14 protein-coding genes and 1 pseudogene are annotated in these 18,537 nt (G+C 61.5%); 11 read left to right on the top strand and 4 right to left on the bottom strand.

The window, feature by feature from the left end; genetic code table 11:
• Positions 1-5: 5 nt before the first annotated feature.
• Positions 6-797, bottom strand: a complete 792-nt coding sequence (locus V7116_RS04080) for an alpha/beta fold hydrolase (protein ID WP_324390607.1) — start codon at positions 795-797, stop codon at positions 6-8.
• Positions 794-2,059: a UDP-N-acetylglucosamine 1-carboxyvinyltransferase gene (locus V7116_RS04075; RefSeq protein WP_324390606.1), complete on the bottom strand. Its 1,266-nt coding sequence runs from the start codon at positions 2,057-2,059 to the stop codon at positions 794-796. Before V7116_RS04075 ends, V7116_RS04080 begins: the two co-directional genes overlap by 4 nt.
• Positions 2,060-2,494: 435 nt before the next feature.
• On the opposite strand from V7116_RS04075, the gene V7116_RS04070 reads away from it, so the two are divergent.
• From V7116_RS04070 to V7116_RS04020, 11 genes are all read left to right on the top strand, one after another.
• Positions 2,495-3,037, top strand: a complete 543-nt coding sequence (locus tag V7116_RS04070) for a cytochrome c3 family protein (protein WP_324390605.1) — start codon at positions 2,495-2,497, stop codon at positions 3,035-3,037.
• Between the two features lie 11 nt (positions 3,038-3,048).
• Positions 3,049-5,259, top strand: coding sequence for a molybdopterin-dependent oxidoreductase (locus V7116_RS04065; RefSeq protein ID WP_324390604.1), 2,211 nt, complete (start codon positions 3,049-3,051; stop codon positions 5,257-5,259).
• A gap of 78 nt (positions 5,260-5,337) precedes the next feature.
• Positions 5,338-6,060 carry a 4Fe-4S dicluster domain-containing protein gene (locus tag V7116_RS04060; protein WP_324390603.1) on the top strand — a complete coding sequence of 241 codons (723 nt, stop codon included), beginning with the start codon at positions 5,338-5,340 and terminating at the stop codon, positions 6,058-6,060.
• Positions 6,047-7,504 carry an NrfD/PsrC family molybdoenzyme membrane anchor subunit gene (gene nrfD, locus V7116_RS04055; RefSeq protein WP_324390602.1) on the top strand — a complete coding sequence of 486 codons (1,458 nt, stop codon included), beginning with the start codon at positions 6,047-6,049 and terminating at the stop codon, positions 7,502-7,504. The genes V7116_RS04060 and nrfD overlap by 14 nt, the downstream gene beginning before the upstream one ends.
• 9 nt (positions 7,505-7,513) lie before the next feature.
• Complete coding sequence (locus V7116_RS04050; protein ID WP_324390601.1) at positions 7,514-8,551, top strand: quinol:electron acceptor oxidoreductase subunit ActD; 1,038 nt, start codon at positions 7,514-7,516, stop codon at positions 8,549-8,551.
• Between the two features lie 64 nt (positions 8,552-8,615).
• Positions 8,616-9,152 (top strand): c-type cytochrome, encoded by a 537-nt coding sequence (locus V7116_RS04045; protein WP_324390600.1) that lies wholly within the window; start codon positions 8,616-8,618, stop codon positions 9,150-9,152.
• A gap of 164 nt (positions 9,153-9,316) precedes the next feature.
• Positions 9,317-10,525, top strand: coding sequence for an SH3 domain-containing protein (locus V7116_RS04040; RefSeq protein WP_324390599.1), 1,209 nt, complete (start codon positions 9,317-9,319; stop codon positions 10,523-10,525).
• A gap of 201 nt (positions 10,526-10,726) precedes the next feature.
• Entirely contained in the window at positions 10,727-12,181 is a 1,455-nt protein-coding gene (locus tag V7116_RS04035) for a glycoside hydrolase family 13 protein (protein ID WP_324390598.1), read from the top strand.
• Positions 12,182-12,281: 100 nt separating this feature from the next.
• Positions 12,282-14,015 (top strand): hypothetical protein, encoded by a 1,734-nt coding sequence (locus tag V7116_RS04030; RefSeq protein WP_324390597.1) that lies wholly within the window; start codon positions 12,282-12,284, stop codon positions 14,013-14,015.
• A 39-nt stretch (positions 14,016-14,054) separates the two neighbouring features.
• Complete coding sequence (locus V7116_RS04025) at positions 14,055-15,899, top strand: dynamin family protein (protein ID WP_324390596.1); 1,845 nt, start codon at positions 14,055-14,057, stop codon at positions 15,897-15,899.
• Between the two features lie 17 nt (positions 15,900-15,916).
• Positions 15,917-17,719: a dynamin family protein gene (locus V7116_RS04020; protein ID WP_324390595.1), complete on the top strand. Its 1,803-nt coding sequence runs from the start codon at positions 15,917-15,919 to the stop codon at positions 17,717-17,719.
• Between the two features lie 116 nt (positions 17,720-17,835).
• Here V7116_RS04020 and V7116_RS04015 read toward each other — a convergent pair whose 3' ends face one another.
• Both V7116_RS04015 and V7116_RS04010 read right to left on the bottom strand, forming a co-directional pair.
• The gene (locus tag V7116_RS04015) at positions 17,836-18,126 is read right to left on the bottom strand and encodes a DUF503 domain-containing protein (RefSeq protein ID WP_324390594.1); all 291 of its coding nucleotides are present in this window, start codon (positions 18,124-18,126) and stop codon (positions 17,836-17,838) included.
• A gap of 23 nt (positions 18,127-18,149) precedes the next feature.
• Positions 18,150-18,537, bottom strand: a pseudogene (locus tag V7116_RS04010) (mannose-1-phosphate guanylyltransferase); the annotation flags it as partial.

The raw sequence follows: 18,537 nt of genomic DNA, 5'->3' as shown, positions 1-18,537 counted from the left end.
GAGAGCTAGCTCCCGTCGGTGAGGAAGTGATTCACAATGCGAATATAATCGCCCAGGCGCTCCAGGTACGAAAAGTGGCCCGCGCCCTGGAAGACGATCAGGCCTGCATCCGGGATAAGCTGTTCGAGGCGCTGGCCCTGCCACAGCGGGGTATCGACGTCCTGGTCGCCCCAGATGAGCACGGTAGGAGCCTGGATACGCTCGGCAAAAGAGGAGAGGTCCTCTTCGATGACGCGTATAAACGTCTCGCGCAGCGCGCCCGCCGTGCGGTAATCCTCGGAGGCGTACCGCTGGCGGTACTGATCTTCGAGCTTCGAGCGCATGCCGTCCAGCCCGGCCCGGTTCAGAACCCCGCGCACCGTCTTGGCGACGGCAGTACGCGTCTGAGCGCCCAGACTCGGCGTCGTGCGCAGCCCGGCGGCATCGGCCAGCACCATCTTGCGCACACGGGACGCGTAGTCCGCACCGAGAATGAGGCTGATCCGCCCCCCGAAGGAATGGCCCAACACGTACACGCTGCCAAGTTCCGCCGCGTCGAGGTAGGCCGCGACGAAGCGTGCATAATCGGCCACACCCCATACGTCCGGCGGCGGTGCGGTCTGCCCGAAGCCCGGCAGATCGAGCACATGCACTTCGTAACCAAGCGGGGCCAACTGCTGCGCAACCGGCCAGAAGCTCTGGACGCTGCCGCCCCACCCGTGCAGCGCGAGCACCGGCTGGCCGCCTTCGCCCGCAATCGCAACGCCGGTTTGCAGCCCGGCAATTTCCTGTGTCTTGACTGGCGGTGTCGCGTTCATGCCTGCACCACCTCAATCTGCGCCCCCAGCGCCACGAGCCTGCTGACCACATTCTCAAACGTGCGGTCGATCAGCTCGGCGCTGTCGATGGTGACCGTGCCCTGCGCGCACAACGCCGCGCCCAGAAGCGCCAGCCCGGTACGCACGTCGGGCGTATCCATGTAACCGCCGCGCAGCTTCGACGGGCCGACGATCAGCGCACGGTGCGGGTCGCACAGGACGATCTGCGCGCCCATCGCAGCCAGCTTATCGACGAACAACAGACGGTTGCTGAACAGCTTCTCGTGGATGAGCGTCATCCCACGCGCCTGTGACGCGACGACGGTCGTCATGGCGACCAGATCGGAGGGAAAGCCCGGCCATGGCGCGGTTTCGATGGGCACATCGAGTTCTTCGTCGGTCTGCGACACGACCAGGGCATCGTGGGCGGGTAGAAATAGAGTCGAGCTGTTGAGGTAGAGGTTGACGCCCAGGCGCGCCAGTACGCGCACGATCAGGCGCAGATGTTCCGGCTTCACATCCTCGATGTGCAGCGATCCGTGGGTGATCGCGCCAATCGAGGCGATGGTCGCGATCTCGATGTGATCGGGCGAGAGCGTCAGGTCCGCGCCGCCGAGTGTCTCATCGCCACGGATATGGATCAAGTTGGAACCTATGCCTTCGATCTGCGCGCCCATCATCACGAGCATCTGCTGGAGATCCTGGACGTGCGGCTCCGAAGCGGCATTGCGAACGATCGTATCGCGGCCCAACGCGGCAGCCAGCATACAGACCAGCGCGGTAGTGGTCACGCTGGCCTGAAGCAGCGTGATGTCGCGCGTGTCCCACGGCTCAACGTGGAAATCGAGCACCGTGCCGCTGGCCTGAATCGTGACGCCAAGATCGCGCAGCGCGGCGAGATGAGGGTGATAGCGGCTGAGCGGCGGCGGCAGCTCAATGCGCGCATGGCCGCGCCGCGCCAGGATCGGCGCGAGGAACAGGATCGCGCTGACCTGCCCATCCGTCACTTCTTCCGCCAGAAAACGCGTTTGCAGCGCGCCCGCTTGCAAGCGGCACACGCCATCTTCCAGCGTCACTTCGACGCCCAACGCGCGGGCGGATTCAAACGTCGCGGCGGTGCTGAGCGTATCTGGCACGCCACGCAGCGTCACGGTTTCATCAGTAAGCAGTGCCGCGGCTGCGAGAGCAATCGCAGAGTTGCTGTTACCGGATGGGCGGAAGGAGCCGTTGAGCGGGTGCCCGCCATGTACCACGATCCGCATAGGCTGTGCTCTCCTACGGTTTTAAATCCAGTTTGGTGCACGCTTCGTGATTATACCAGGAAGCCTTTTTGCTCCAAGCCGCAAGCTGCCATGTTAAAAAGGATTTGATGATCAAAATTTGTGTTTTTGAGAGAGAAACATATACTCACACCTAGAATGTTCACTTCATCACATGATGACATACACATTCAAAAGCGTCAGAAATCACCTGTTTAACAGATTTTTTTGTGCCAAAAGCTCAACAAAGCGAATTTCCGGTTTTCAACCTGGGATAAACTCGTGTATATTTGATCATGTTGTCACAAATGTTCAACAGAACCAGTTTATTACTCTTAACCAGTCAGCCGCACGACAGAACATGCTGCAATATGTATAGCGGATCAGGCGTTTCTACTCGATCACGGGCGTGATCGATTGTTGAGAAAGGAAGTCTGCATGCGCGTTTTACCCGCCCTCTTATTTAGACGACGCACCCTTATTATTGGGGCCGTCGCGGTAGTCGCGCTCGTAGTCGTCCTCGTTGTCGTCCTCCTCCTCTCCGGCTCGGTGACTTCCGCCCAGGAAGACCAGCCGATCGCGTTCAATCACCAGATTCACGCGCAAAACGGCGTTCAGTGCCAGTTCTGCCACAACGATGTCACGCGCGGGCTGTCAGCCAGCATCCCCAGCGTTCAGTTGTGCATGGGCTGCCACCAATCCATCGCCACGGATTCGGAGGAAATCCAAAAACTCACTCAGTACTGGAACGATGGGGAACCGATTGAGTGGGTGCGCATCAACGAGCAGCCGAGCTACGTGCACTTCAACCACGCAGCACATGTCAACAACGGCGTGAACTGCGGATCGTGTCACGGGGATGTGGCAACGATGTCCGTCGCGGAGCCTGTGGCCGATATGACCATGGGGTTCTGCCTGGACTGTCACATGCAACAGGAAGAAAAAGAACGCCTCATTGATTGCGCGACGTGCCATTACTAGGAGACGCACGAATGACTAACCTAACACGGCGCAATTTCATCAAGATCGGCGCCGCCGGTACGGCGACCGTCATCTTAGCGGGATGCGACAGCGACGAACGCTGGGTGAAGATCGAAACGTACGTCCATGCGCCGGAAGAAGATGTAGCCGGAAACCCGAAGTGGTTTGCCACCACCTGCCGCCAATGTGCCGCTAGCTGCGGCGTCATCGCCCGGGTGATCAACGGGCGCGCGGTGAAGCTTGAAGGCAACCCGGAACACCCCGTCAACCGGGGCGCACTGTGCGCTCGCGGGCAGGCCGGATTGCAGGTACTGTATAACCCCGACCGCGTGCAGACCGCCGCGCGGCAGAACGGGCGCACGACGCGCGACTATGCACCGATCCCGTGGAACCAGGGCATCAATCAGCTTTCCGAAGCGCTCAACAACGCCGGAAGCCGCGTCGCGGTATGGACCGGTTCGACGACGCCCGGCCATCTCGCGGATCTGTTCGCGCGGTTGACGGAGGCCGTGGGCGCGCCCGCCCCGGTGCGCTACGACCTGCAATCGGGCTTCGTGGGCTATGCGGAGCTTGCCAACAGCAGCGAAAGCGCACTTGGTCAGGCCGGGATGCCCACCTACGACATTGGCAACGCCGATTTAATTCTGTCATTCGGCGCAGAGTTCCTGGGTACATGGATCTCGACTGCCGGATATGGCCGGGAATACGGCGACTTCCGCAGCAAGAATGTCGGCAAGCCGCGCGGCTACCTCGTGCAGTTGGAACCGCGCATGTCGAATACGGCTGCCGTGGCCGACCGCTGGCTCCCCATCCGTCCCGGTACGGAAGCGCTGGTCGCGCAGGCCATTCTGCGCCTGATCGCCGATGGCAGCGACGGCTCGCAGGAACGGCGCGATCTGGCCGGGCAGCTTGCCGGTGACGTGAATGTTGAAGATATCGCCGCGCAGACGGAACTTTCGGTCGAGACGCTGAGCACCCTGGCGCAGACATTCGCCACCACCGAGCGCCCACTGGCGATCCCCGGCACGCCCGTCACCGGGCGCGACAATGCCGCGCAAGCGATCAACGCGATCAACGCGCTGAATGTCGTTGCAGGCAACCTGGGCGCATCGGGTGGCATCGCACTTAATCCGCCCTCCCCTGTCGATGGACTGAGCGCACCGAGCGCGTCGTCTTACGCGGACGCGATGGACCTTATTACACGTATGGCAGGCGGTGAGGTAGACGTCCTGCTGGTGCACGGCGCAAACCCGGCGTTCGACCTTCCCGCATCGGCGGGCTTCCGCGAAGCGGTGGAAAACGTGGGGCTGATCGTGTCGTTCGCGCCCATCGTGGACGATACGGCAGTGTACGCCGACCTGCTGCTGCCGGATCGCGTTTACCTCGAAGGATGGGGGTACGACGTTACCGTACCGAGCTTCCGGGGGCTGCCGGTGATCAGCAGCCAGCAGCCGGTCGTCTCGCCGCTGTACGACAATGTTTCCACGGCGGACGTGCTGCTTACTGCGGCCAAGTCGGTCAACGGCGCGGCGGGTGCGCTGCCCTGGACGGACGAAGTCGCATTTATTAAGGACATGGTTTTACAACTCCCCGAAGCAGCCTATCCCGCCGAAGGCGACGACGTAAAGTGGGCCTACTTCCTGCAACACGGTGGTTGGTGGCCTGCTGAAGCGCCAGAGACAGAAGCGCCCGAAGCCGCGCTGAGCGGTCCGGTCGAGGCCAGCCCGGCGGCTTTTGCAGGAGACGAGGGCGAATATCCGTACTTCTTGCACCTCTTCCTGTCACCGATCCTGGGTGATGGCAGCGGCGCAAGCTCGCCCTGGCTGCAGGGCACCCCCGACCCCATGACGACCGTGTCATGGCAGACGTGGGTGGAAATCAACCCGAAGACCGCGGATGAACTGGATCTGAAGAACGGCGACATTGTCAAGGTGACTTCGCCCAACGGCATGATCGAAGCACCGATCTACCGGTTCCCGGCGATCCGGCCCGATACGATCGCCATTCCGATCGGCCAAGGGCACGAAGCTTACAGCCGTTATGCGAAAGATCGCGGCGTGAACCCAGTGCAGCTCGTCAGCAGCGAGCCTGCCAGCGACGGCAACATGGCGTGGTCCACCGTGCGTGTGAAGATCGAGAAGCAGGGCGATAACAAGGCCCTAGCGCTCTTCGAGAGCACCATCACTCACGGCAATAGCGAAGAAGCCCATATTCCGTTCTAGATCCGTCCGCCAACATCACCGGAACCGCGACTGAGTCTTGCCGGGTAAATACACTAACGCTATCAGGAGCAACCTGTTATGGCTGAGACGAACGAACAAGGCCACAAGTGGACGATGATCGTGGACCTCGACAAGTGCACCGGCTGCAACGCCTGCGTCGTAGCCTGCCACGCCGAGAACAATGTCCCCATCGCCAGTGAAGACGAAGTAATCCGCGGACGCGGTATGCACTGGATTCGCATCGAACGCTACTGGGAAGGCGAATATCCTGACGTACAGGCACGTTTCATCCCGGTGTTCTGCCAGCAGTGCGGCAACGCCCCCTGCGAACCGGTCTGCCCGACCTATGCGTCCTATCACAGCACCGAACAGAACGTGAACGTCCAGGTCTACAACCGCTGCGTCGGCACGCGCTACTGCGGCAACAACTGCCCCTACAAGGTCCGCTTCTTCAACTGGTGGACGCCGGAATGGGACGGGCCGCTGACCGAGCAGTTGAATCCCGACGTCACCGTGCGCAGCGCGGGCGTGATGGAAAAGTGCACGTTCTGCATCCAGCGTATCCGCCGCGCCGAAAACGACGCCACCGCCCAGAACCGCAATCTTCAGGACGGCGAGGTCATGCCCGCGTGCGCGCAGGCGTGCCCGTCGCGCGCGCTGGTCTTTGGCGACCTGTACGATCCCGAAAGTCAGGTCTCGCAAAGACTGCCCGCCGAGCGGCAGTTCAAGCTGCTGGAAAACCTGGGCACGGAACCTGCGGTCTACTATCTGAAAGGTGAGGATACCCATGTTGGAGAGTAGAGCCGAAGTCCGCCCCTATTGGGACAAGCCGATCCCTGAAGACGAGGCAGACGCGCACGAGCTTAAGCACTTCCGCCAGGAAGACCTGCTGATGGATGCAAATTCGCCAGCGGAAACCAACGACATCGCGCTAAACGCGATGAAATCCACCGGATTGGGTTTCTGGATGGCAGTGGGCTTCACGGGACTGCTGGTCGCGCTACTGCTGGGTACGTGGGGCTTGCAGATCGTCTCCGGCCTGGGCGTTACCGGCCTGAACCGCTCGGTGATGTGGGGGCCGTACATCGCCAATCTGGTGTTCTTCATCGGCATCGGCCATGCGGGCACGTTCATCTCGGCGGCCCTGCGCATGATGCACATGGACTTCCGGCGGCCCATTTCGCGCGCAGCAGAAACGGTGACGCTGTTCGGCCTGTCGGCGGCGGCGCTGTTCCCGCTGATCCACGTCGGGCGCGTGTGGAAGATCTACTACATGTTCCCGATCCCGGACGAGCGGCGGCTGTGGCCGAACTTCCGTTCGCCGCTGCTGTGGGACGCGACAGCGATCACGGCGTATATGCTGGGCAGCACGCTGTTCATGTATGCCGCCCTTCTGCCGGATCTGGCAATGGCACGCGACCACACCACCGGCTGGCGCCACCAGCTTTACAAGGCGCTGGCGCTCGGTTGGCGCGGCAGCCTGGGCGAGTGGATGCGGCTCGAAAAGCTGGCGAACATCCTCGGCTATGTGATCGTCCCGGTGATGTTCTCGGTGCACACGATCGTGTCCTACGACTTCGCCATGGCCGTACAGCCCGGCTGGCACAGCACCATCTTCGGACCGTTCTTCATCGCGGGCGCGCTGTTCTCCGGCGTGGCGGCGGTGATCATGGTACTGATCGTGCTGCGCAAAACGATGCGGCTGGGATATTTCCTGCGCGAGCAGCACTTCAACTCGCTGGGCATTTTCTTGATGCTTTTGTCGATCGTTTGGGGCTACTTCTATTTCAACGAATGGATCGTCACCTGGTACGGCAACCTGAGCGCTGAGCAAGCCATCCTCAAGATGCTGACCGGACAGCTTGCGCCGTTGTTCTACCTGATGCTGGTAGTCAACGTGGTGATTCCGCTGGGCACGCTGTGGTCGCGCCGCGTACGGACGTCGCTGCCCGCGATGTTCGTGATCTGCGTGGGCGTGCAGATCGGGATGTATCTGGAACGCATCCTGATCGTGCCGGGCTTCCTGTCGCGCAGCGAACTGCCGTTCAACTGGGTGAACTACACGCCGCACCTGCCTGAGATCCTGATCACGATCGGGACGTTCGGGCTGCTGTCGTTCCTGTATATCATCTGGACTCGCGTTGTCCCGATCATTCCCGTGTGGGAAGTTCACGAGGGACAGGCGTTCCAGAGCACGCGCCGCGTGGGTCGTGGCCTGTTCACGTCCCACACCGACATGCACTAGGAGACGAGCATGGCCGACACTTTACTGCTCGGTTTGTTCGATGATGTGGCCCCCGCCGCCGACGCGATCCACGATCTGCGTGAGCTTGGCGTGCCGGAAAACCGCATCACGGTCATGTCCAACATCCCGTACACACCGAAAATGCTGGGCCTGACACCACCCCGCCAATGGTTCCTGCCGTTTATCGCGCTTGGAGCGCTGGGCGGCGCGGGTATCGCGTTCTTCATCACCTACATCACGCCTTATTTGTACGAGATTCATGTCGGCGGGCAGCCGCTTACACCGTTCGCGCCTTCCGCGATCATGTACTTTGAGTTCACAGCGCTCGGCTCGATGGTAATGGCGTTTTTGAGCTTCCTGCTGCAAAACCGGTTCCCCGTACTGCGCAAGCAGATCTACGACGAGCGCATCACGGACGGGTACATCGGCGTGCAGACGCAGGTGGGCGACTCGCTGCTGGATGCGGCGGTGAACGTCTTCGAGGCGAATCACGCGCGTATCCTCAACCGCGAAAGCGCCAAAGCGTACAAGTCGCCGGGCATGATGCATCTGGCATTCTGGGGCGCGGTCGGCGTGCTGGCGTTGGGCGCCGTACTGACTCCCCTGCTCCTGACGTACCGTATCGTCAAGATCCCGTGGCTCGACGGCATGAATAAGTCCCCGGCTATCGGCTACCAGGAAGGGCCGCGCCGCGCCGAACCCGAAGGATCGGTTCCGATCAACGGGCCGGTGCTCATCGCGGGCCAACCGGCCAGCGAGCGCATCGAGGCGAGCGAGGAATCCGTCACGCGCGGGCAGATGCTCTTCGATATCAATTGCGCCATGTGCCACGGCTTGGGCGCAGGCGGCGACGGTCCGCTGAAGAAGTATCTCCCGGAAATCCCGGCTCTCACCGACACACGTATTCAGGATATGTCTGAGGACGAGATTTTCCTGGTGATCACCCTGGGCCGCAACCGCATGCCAGCCATCGGCGAGAACCTGACGCCGGGTGAAACGTGGGATGTTGTGAATTACGTCCACAGCCTGGGCGCTACGAGCGAGTAGCCAGCAGGACGGACGCTGAATGGATTTTAGTCATGCTACCGGCTGTAGCATACGGAGGTCAGTTGTGTCCAAACGAATGTGGGTAATCACCCTGATCATCGCGGCGCTCTCCGTGGTTCTGGCGGCATGTAGCGGCGGCGACCTCGCTAAAGATCTGACGCCGATTCCGACCCTGCCGCCCGGCCAAACGCCAACCCTGATCGCGGCGCTGCCCGGCGCAGCAACGGAAGAAGCCGCCGCAACCGAAGAAAACGGCGGCGAGGAACAGTCTGCGGCGACTGCCGAGGCGGGCAGCGAAGGCACCGCCGAAGCAAGCGGCAGCGCTGAAGGCGATCCGGCTCTTGGCGAAGAAATCTTCAATGCCAACTGCACGGGTTGCCACGGGGAAACTGATGGAGCCGGTCCGGCGCGTGTCGGCCTGGGTGAGCGCGCAGCCACCCGTGTCGAGGGGATGACGGCGGCGGAATACATCCACCAGTCGATCGTGGACCCGAGCGCGCACGTGGTGGAGGGATTCTCCGACATCATGCCGAAGGACTATGGCGAGCAATTCAGCGACGACGAAATCAACGGGTTGGTGGCGTTCTTACTCACGCAGTAAGAGCCAGTCTATACACAACATGACAAATAATTAACAAAATGAGGCAGCGCTCTGAGCGAAAAAGGCGCTGCCTCATTTTGCAGCCCCCTAGCCGCAAAAACACGGACATGGTACTATTATTTGTGAAGGTCGTATAGAGGTCTTTGACCTGATTTGTTGGCGTCATGAAATATACTAACCGCTTGACGTGGATCGCCGTCGCGGCGCTCGTCGCAGTGGCCCTGCTGTTGGGGCGCGACCTGGGCCATACGATCCTCGCACAAAGCAATGCGACACCGACGCCCAACGTCAATTGGGTCGACACCCGATCCGGCATCAACGTGCGCAGCGGCCCCGGCTATAACTACGACCCGATCGGGGGTCTGGCGCTGGGCGCATGGGTCCAGCCCATCGCTCGCAGCAAGGACGGCCAGTGGATTCTGATCGCGTACCAGTCCGGCCAGGGCTGGATTCAGCGTGACGGCGTCTTCTGGCGGCTGAACACCGCGGCGCTGCCCGTCGTGAGCGGCAACAGTTTCACCCCAATTCCCCCTGACGCGTTCTCAGCGGGGGCAGGAAGCCCCACTTACACACCAAACGCCAACTGGGTCAATGTCGGGCTGGATCGCGCCTACGTGCGCTCTGGGCCGGGACAGGGCTGGCTTCCCGTCGGGCAGGCCCTGACGGGACAGGTCGTGGATCCGGTTGCGATCGATCCGTCCGGTGACTGGGTACTGATTTCTTATGGCAGCGGGTACGGGTGGATCAGCCGCAATCTGGTGCTGTGGATTACGGACATCGGCAGCTTGCCGGTATATGAAGACACCAACCTGACGCCCGCGTTCACCACTGCGCCGACGATCGCGCTGGTGACCAACACGCCGACGCTCGGCATCACGCGCACCATCGCGCCAACAAACACGCAGGCCGGGGCAGCGACACGTCCGCCGACCGAAATGGCCTCCCCGACCACAGGCGCATCGCGCACGCCAACCGCCTCTACCGCGCCCAACACCTCTACGCCGCGGCCCGCGACCAATACAAGCGTGCCACCGACCAACACGACGGTCCCGGCGACTTCCGTCCCCACCACACAGGCACCCAGCAGCACGCCGGTCCCGCCGACCACCGCGCCAAGCTCGACGCCTGCGCCCACCAACACGCGCATCCCGCCGACTGTGGTCCCGACCGAGCCGCCGGTCGAACCGACCAACACGGCAGTGCCGCCGACGGCCACACCGCGTCCGGCCAACACAGCGGTCCCACAGGCATCTGCGACACCGCGCCCGGCGAACACGGCGGTACCACCTACTCAGTCATCTGCGACAGAAGCCGCGACCGAGCCGTCCAGCGCCACCGCGCCGCCGCTGCTCATCCTGCCGCCAGAAAACTAGCCTGACCGCGCGGTCCTCACTGCGCCGCCGTGTGACGCCCTCCCCTGTTTTTAGCTGTTCAACGCTAAAATCCGGTTACGCATGTGCGCCAGTCATCGTGCGTCACATGCTTGCCGACCGCGTTTAGAGTAGTTACCATCATAGAGTCACGTTTCGATCAACTTTCGAACTCTCACACAACGTTAAAAGCGGGAGCAGCGAGTGGAACAACCTGTTATCACCCCGGACTGGACCAAAGACGCCATTTTTTACCAGATCTTCCCGGATCGCTTCGCCAAGAGCGAGCGTGTGATCAAGCCCTCGAACCTGGAGGCATGGGACACGCCACCGACCCCGCGCGGATTCAAAGGCGGCGACCTGATCGGCGTGCTTGAGCACCTGGATTACCTGGAAGAACTGGGGATCAACACCATCTACTTTACGCCGATCTTCCAATCGGCTTCGAATCACCGGTATCACACATACGATTACTATCAGGTCGATCCGCTGCTGGGTGGCAATGAAGCGCTGCGCAGCCTGCTGGATGCGGCCCACGCACGCAATATTCGTGTCGTACTCGACGGGGTATTCAACCACGCCAGCCGCGGCTTCTTCCAGTTCAACCACATCCTTGAGTGCGGCGAAAAATCGCCCTATATCGATTGGTTCCACACCAAGGAGTACCCGCTCAACGCATATAATCTGGATGAAGAGCCGAACTATGGCGTATGGGCCGGGCTGCACGCGCTGCCCAAGTTCAACACGAATAACCCGCAGGTGCGCGAGTTCATCATGAGCGTCGCGGTCTACTGGGCGAACTTCGGCATCGACGGGTGGCGGCTGGATGTGCCCACCGAGATTGATGACGACTCGTTCTGGCAGGAGTTCCGCCGCCGGGTGAAAGCCGCCAACTCCGAAGCGTACATCGTGGGCGAGATCTGGCACGAAGCGAAGCGCTGGCTGTCGGGCGACCAGTTCGACGCCGTCATGAACTACGTGCTCACGCGCCCGGCAATCGCGTTCTTCGGCTCGCGCAGCATCGCCCCGCTGTGGCATGGCGGCGGCTATCCCCCGCTCCAACCAATCGACGCCGCCGGGTTCGCTGAAGCGATCGAGGCCTCGCTGGATCTGTACGACTGGGAAATCACGCAGGTGCAGCTCAATCTGTTGAGCAGCCACGACACCCCGCGCTTCCTGACGATGGTCGGAGAAGACACCGACGCCTTCAAGCTGGCGATGCTGTTCCTGATGACGATGCCCGGCGCGCCGACCGTGTACTATGGCGACGAAATCGGGCTGACCGGTGGGTACGACCCTGGGATGCGCAACGCGTTCCCGTGGGACCGCCGCGACCAGTGGAACATGGATCTGCTGGCGTTCGTGCGCGAGGTGATCCGGCTGCGCAAATCGAGCGTCGCCCTGCGTCGCGGCACGTACCGGACGGTGTTAGCCGAAGGCGAAACCTACGCCTTCGAACGAGTCTACGGTGACCAGCGGGCGATGGTGGCATTCAACGCCGCGCTGGGCAGCGAGTCGCTAAGCCTGCCGCTGGCCGAAGCGGCCCAGCCGCGCCTCATCTTCGGCAGCGTCGAGGAAATGGTTGTGAATAACCAGACACTGACGTTGAAGCTGCCGCCGCGCAGCGGCGCAGCGATCGCTCTCGACGCCAACGCCTAAACGCAGTATTCTTTCTCTTATCAAAATCGCTGGCGGCGTGGAGTCCGCGCCGCCAGACTTTCGCGCCGCTGCGCGATACGACCGAATGAGAATAATCGAGATGGAAGTTCAGCAGACAACCATACATAAAGCCATCCCCCGGACCACCGTCCAGGTGATGTTTGCCGACCACACGATTTTAGAAGGCCCGGTGGGAACGTCGCTCGAAACATTCGTGCAGGCTTATGAAAAACGGTCCGCAGACCGCCCGCCGACGGTGGCCGCGATCGTGGACGGGACGCTGCGCGAGCTAACCATGCCGATCAAGCGAGACGTCACCGTGCAACTGCTCACGACGGCTTCCGGCGACGGCAGCCGCATTTACCGGCGATCGCTGGCATTTCTGCTCACGGTAGCCGTGGGCGAACTGTTCCCCGGCTCGCAGGTGCTCATCGACTACGCCGTACCAAGCGGCGCATTCTTCTGCAAAGTGCGCGGACGCGCACCGCTGACCGCCGAAGAACTGGAACAGGTCGAAGCGCGCATGTGCGAAATCGTGGCGGCAGACGAGCCGATCACGCGCGACATCATCGAACTGCCGAAGGCGATCGAAATGTTCCGCGAGCGCGGCGACGACGACAAAGTGCGCCTGATGGAATTCCGCAGCAAAAATTACCTGACGATTTACGAGCTGCGCGGCCAGATCGACTACTTTTACGGGTATATGGTTCCGCGCACCAGCTATTTGCAGTTGTTCGCCCTGCTGCCGGAAGAAGACGGCTTCCTGCTCCAATATCCACGGCGGGAAAGCCCGACCATCATCCGGCCTACCGTACGCTCGCCGCAGTTGGCCGAGGTGTTCAAACGCACCGAGGAATGGCTGAGCCTGCTGGGCGTGGAAGACATCGGCCACCTGAACCGCGCCATCGAAAGCGGGCGCATCCGCGAGCTGGTGCTGGTCAACGAGGCATTGCACGAACAGCACATCGCGCAGATCGCGCGGCAGATCGCGGAACGACATAATGACGGGCTGAGGCTGGTGCTTATTGCGGGGCCGTCGTCGTCGGGCAAAACAACCTTCTCCAAGCGACTCGCGGTACAGATCATGGCGCACGGCCTGAAGCCGTATACGCTGGAGATGGACCGCTATTTCGTGGACCGGTTGAAAACGCCGCTGGACGAAAACGGCGAGTTCGACTTCGAGTCGTTAGGCGCGGTCGATCTGCCGTTGTTCAACGCGCAGCTGGTCGATCTGATCGCGGGAAAAAGCGTCAAAATGCCGCACTTCGACTTCATCAGCGGGCTGCGGAACTTCGGCGAGGAGCTTCAGCTTTCGACCGAGCACGTGATCATCGTCGAGGGCATTCACGGCATGAATCCGAACCTCGTGCCCGCGATCCCGCCGGAGCAGACGTTCCGTATTTACGTCTCAGCGCTGACGCAGCTCAACATCGACCGGCACAACCGCGTGCCGACGACCGATGTACGCATGATCCGGCGGCTGGTGCGCGACGCCACGTATCGGGGCTACTCGGCGCTGCAAACGCTGACGCGATGGGAAAGCGTGCGGCGCGGCGAAAAGAAGAACATCTTCCCGTATCAGGAAAACGCGGACGTGATGTTCAACTCGGCGCTGCTGTACGAGCTGGCCGTGCTGCGCCCGCTGGCCGAGCCGCTGCTGCTGCAGGTGGAACCGAGCCAGCCGTACTACATCGAGGCGCGGCGGCTGCTGTCGATCCTGAACTGGCTTAAGCCGATGGATACCGACCTCGTGCCTGACAATTCGCTGCTGCGCGAATTTATCGGCGGCTCGATTTTCCGCGACTACATGCCCGGCATGGCGCTGGAGGCGTAATGGAACCACGCGCTTGCGTGGGCGAATGGATGGATATCTGTGGAGTCTGAACAGCTTGCAGGCAAATTACTGAGCCGTTACGAAGCCATCCGGCGTCAGGAACTGGACGAGATCACCGGGCTGCTGGATACGCTGGGCCGGGTGGAAAACCTGCCCGACAGCCAGATGGAACAGGTCCGCGACGCGCTGTTCCACACCAATCACCCGTTCCTGATGGTGCTGGTCGGCCCCTTTAGCTCCGGCAAGTCGAGCATCATCAACGCGCTCCTAGGCGAACCGGTGATGGATGTCGGCCCGGTCCCCACGACGGATCACATCGCCATCTTGCGCCACGGCCCGGACGTGCAGCGATCGCGCTCGGGCGATGTGGAGACGATCTTCCATCCAAGTCCACTGCTTGAAAACCTGAGCCTGGTTGATACGCCCGGCCTGGAATCGATCTTCCGCAGCCACGAAGATATCACGCGCCGTTTCCTGCACCGCGCGGACGTGGTGCTGCTGGTCATGCCAGCTACACAGGTACTTTCCGCGAGCAATCTGGAACACTTCCAGCAGCTCAAAGCCTACGGCAAGCGCGTGATGATTGTGGTCAACCAGATCGACGTGCTGGACGAGGGCGAGCGCGAACAGGTCCGTGATTTCGTACTGGAACAGAGCCGCCTGCATCTGGGCATCGAGCCGAAGATCTGGCTGGTGTCGGCCAAGCAAGCGCTGGCGGCACAGCAAGAAACGCCGCGCGACGAAATCCTGTGGGATCAAAGCGGCTTCGCGGATATCGAGGAATACATCAAGGAAACGCTGGTGGACGTCGAGCGATTCCGCCAGAAGCTCGAAACGCCGCTGCAAATCTGCCAGAACGTGACGCGCGACGCGCTCACCAGCGTCAACGAACAACAAGCTGTGATCGATACGCACCGCAAGACAACCGAAAACATCGAAGCGCAGATCGAGCAAGCCCGCCGCGAACAGCGGCATACCGTCGATGAAGCGCTGAAGGCCATCGAAGGCAATTGGAACGACGCCATCACACGCGGTGACGAAGCCATTGCGGATCTGTTCCACTTTTCGCGCGGGCTGTCGCTGTTCTTCGGCGGGCTGGGCGAACTGATCGGCATCAGCCGCTTGATCCGCCGGTTCCGGGGACAAACGCGCGCCGAAAACGCATTCGAGGAGCACAAGGTTGACGAGGCGCTGCACCAGATCCCGAAAGAAGTGGACAAGCTCGGGCCGCGCCTGGAAGGCCGCGACCTACAAGACATCGACGATCTGGTCACGTACACGCGGGATGCAGTGAAAAAGCTGCCCCCTGCCCTGAGCGACAAAGTGATCGGGCGCATCCAGACGCCGGTGCACTACGAGCGCAGCTTCTTGCGCGACGTCAGCGGCCAGCTTGACGATCTGATCCAGGATGCGGGACGCTTCGAGACGAAGCGGCTCGACCGCACGCTGCGCAACTGGCTGATCGTGCTGGCCCTGTGGGAAGTACTGACCATCGTGCTGGTGCTGGTCGTGGCGATCAGCGTGTTTTCCAACGCCACGCCGGAAATCGCCACGATTTTGCTGGTGTTCGGCGTGGGCATCCTGTTCGTGGTGCTCGGCATGGCGCTCGTGCCGCTGCGGGGATGGTTCCTGCGGCGCGCGTACCAATCGCACCTGCGCGACGACCGGGACCAGTATCTTGACATTCTGCGGCACGCCAGCGACGAGCTGATCGCGCACGGCGTCCAGCTTCGGCGCGACGCCACCGCGCCGTTCACCCGCCTCATCGACTCTCAGGCGGAGCTGGTCGAGGATCTGCGCACCGACCTCGAAAAACACCAACAGACGTTGGTACGCATCCAGCGGGATTTGGCCGGGCTGGCCGAGTCGAAGCAGCCCGCATAAAAGGATTAGTGGGGAACATGGCTAACATTGTCTTAGAAGGCCCGATTGCCAGCGTCCGCGAGCGAGAAGTGCGGCTGTTGAGCGATCTCGCAGGCACGGTGTCGGAAATCAGCGGTTCTGAAGCCGAAGACAAAAAGCGGCTCCAACAGAACGCGATCGACTTACAGGATATGTTCTTCCTGGTGGTCGTCGTGGGCGAGTTCAACGCGGGCAAATCGACCTTCGTCAACGCGCTGCTGGGCGACGAACTGCTGCCGATGGGCATCACCCCCACCACCGACGCGATCGAGCTGGTGCGGTGGTCGAGCAAGCCGGGCAAGGAGCCGCAGTGGCGCGAACCGGGCATCGTGCGCGAATGGTCGCATCCGAACACCGGCGGCCCCGGCGTGGTAATCGTGGACACGCCCGGTACGGGGTCGGTGTTCCGCAAGCACGAAACTATCGCCAAGAACTTCCTCAGCCGCAGCGATCTGGTGATCTTCCTGATCTCGGCCAAGCGCGCGCTGGCGGAGACGGAGCGGCTCTACCTGGAACTGGCACGCGATTACGGCAAGAAGATCGTAGTGATCATCAACCAGGCGGATCTGCTCGAAAAACGCGAGCAGAAAGAGGTTCAGGCCTTCGTGCAGCAGCAGCTCCGCGAGCTGCTCGATCTGCGCCCGGACATCTTCATGATCTCGGCCAAGCAGGCGCTGCGCGGCAGGACAGGCGGCGGGCTGTTCAGCAGCACCGCCAACAATCCCGGCGAGATGAACGCCGTGCGCGACTATCTTAAGACCACGTTCCAGCGCGTGCCACCCGCCAAACAAAAGCTGCTGGCCCAGTTGGATTTCGCGGACAGCATGGTCCGTAAATATCTCGATCATCTGGACAAGAGCCTCGGCCTGATCAGCAGCGACACGGCGCTGGCCCAATCGCTGCGGCAGGAGCTTGAGCAGCAGGCCGGAACACTCAACGACCAGTTAAACACGTCCAAGCGCGAACTGGACACGGTGTTTCTGGAACTGAAAGCACGCGGGCGGGCGTTCATCCGCGAGACGCTGACGATTCAGAACGCCACGCAAGCGATGGACCGCGACGAGATGCGCGACAAGTTCGAGAAGCAGGTCGTCGGGAACGCGATGGAGCAGATCACGCGTATTTCCGAGGACTATGTCAACGCGGTGGTGGACAACAGCCGCCGCTACTGGCGCAGCATCCTCGACCGGCTGACCAAACTCGAATCGATGATGGACAAGGACGTCAGCGCGGTGGACGCGACCGGATACGCCGAACAGCGCGCGGCGCTGCAAGAGGCGATCGCCATCGCGGATGCCGAACTGAAGTCGTACACGAACGACAGCCTCGCGGAAAACCTGCGCAATACGTTCCGCACCAACCTCGTCGGCTTTTCGGCAGGATTCACCTTCGCGCTGGGTGGGATTATCGCGGTCGTGCTGGGACTGGCCGCACCGGGCGCGGTGACGGCGGCGACGGGCGCCATCGTGGCGACGTTCGTGGTGGGGCCGGTGCTGCTGCTGGGCGGCGGCGCGGCGGCGGTGTTGTACTGGCGCAAGATCAAGCGCGACGCGACCTCCGAGCTGGAACGGCGGCTCGATGCGCTGCAAGCCAGCTATCACCAGAGTATGCTCGACCTGACCAACCGCGAGCGGAACCGGATGCTGCAGTACGGCCAGCAGATCCTCTCGCCCGTGTTCAGCCAACTAACCGTGCTCAGCGACCGCTACAAGGCGCAAAAGACGGCGCTCGAAACGTATGGGGAACAGGCGAAGGACCTGCGGCGCGAAGTCAATGCAATTCAGATCGTGGTTGAGGGATAGCGAAAAGCAGCCAGCCGTTAGCGGTTAGCTGAGAGCGTTACCAAAAGCAGAAAACAGAACCGGCGCTTTCATCTACAAAGCGCCGGTTTTTGCTTTAGGGATCAATACAGCAGATGTTATGGGTGATAGTGGATGATCTCGAAGGTATGATCCACGATCTCCACGTCAGGGCGGTTGCGCTCGATCCAGCCAAGAACCGCCTCAAGCACGGATTCCGCATGGCGCGAGTCCGTGCTGACGATTGCCACACCCAGCGCCGCCGACTGCCAGACATCGTGCAGATCGACTTCGGCGACCCCCACATTAAACGTCTGGTGCAAACGCGCGATCATCGATTTAAGGATGCTGCGCTTTTCCTTCAGCGACTCAACCCCATCCATCTGCAAATCGATCGTTGCTGCAATCACAACCATGTCACATGGACGCACGCCTAAAGGTGCGTCTCGTCGCCATCTTCTTTGAGCAGATTGACCACGCTGCGAACGTCTTCCGACCGCGAGCGGTGGCAGACCAGCACCACGTCGTGCGTGTCCACGATCACCAGATCGTCCACGCCGATGGTGACCACCATGCGGTCGCCAAATACAAACGTATTTTTGGTGTCGATCATTACGTGTTTCTTATTCGGGCCGCGCAGGACGTTGCCATCCTGATCCCCGGTCAGCACGTCGAACAGAGTCTTCCAACTGCCGATGTCGCTCCAGCCCATGTCCACCGGGATGATCGCCATCTTCTGCGCGCCTTCCATCACGGCGTAGTCGATGGAGATGCGCTCGATCTCCGGCCAAACCTGTTCCAGAACGGCCTGATAGCCCGGC

Source organism: Aggregatilinea sp., from assembly GCF_036822615.1.
Taxonomy (GTDB): domain Bacteria; phylum Chloroflexota; class Anaerolineae; order Aggregatilineales; family Aggregatilineaceae; genus Aggregatilinea.
Note: the sequence above shows the minus strand (reverse complement) of the source record. Positions and strands in the feature narration are given on the sequence as shown.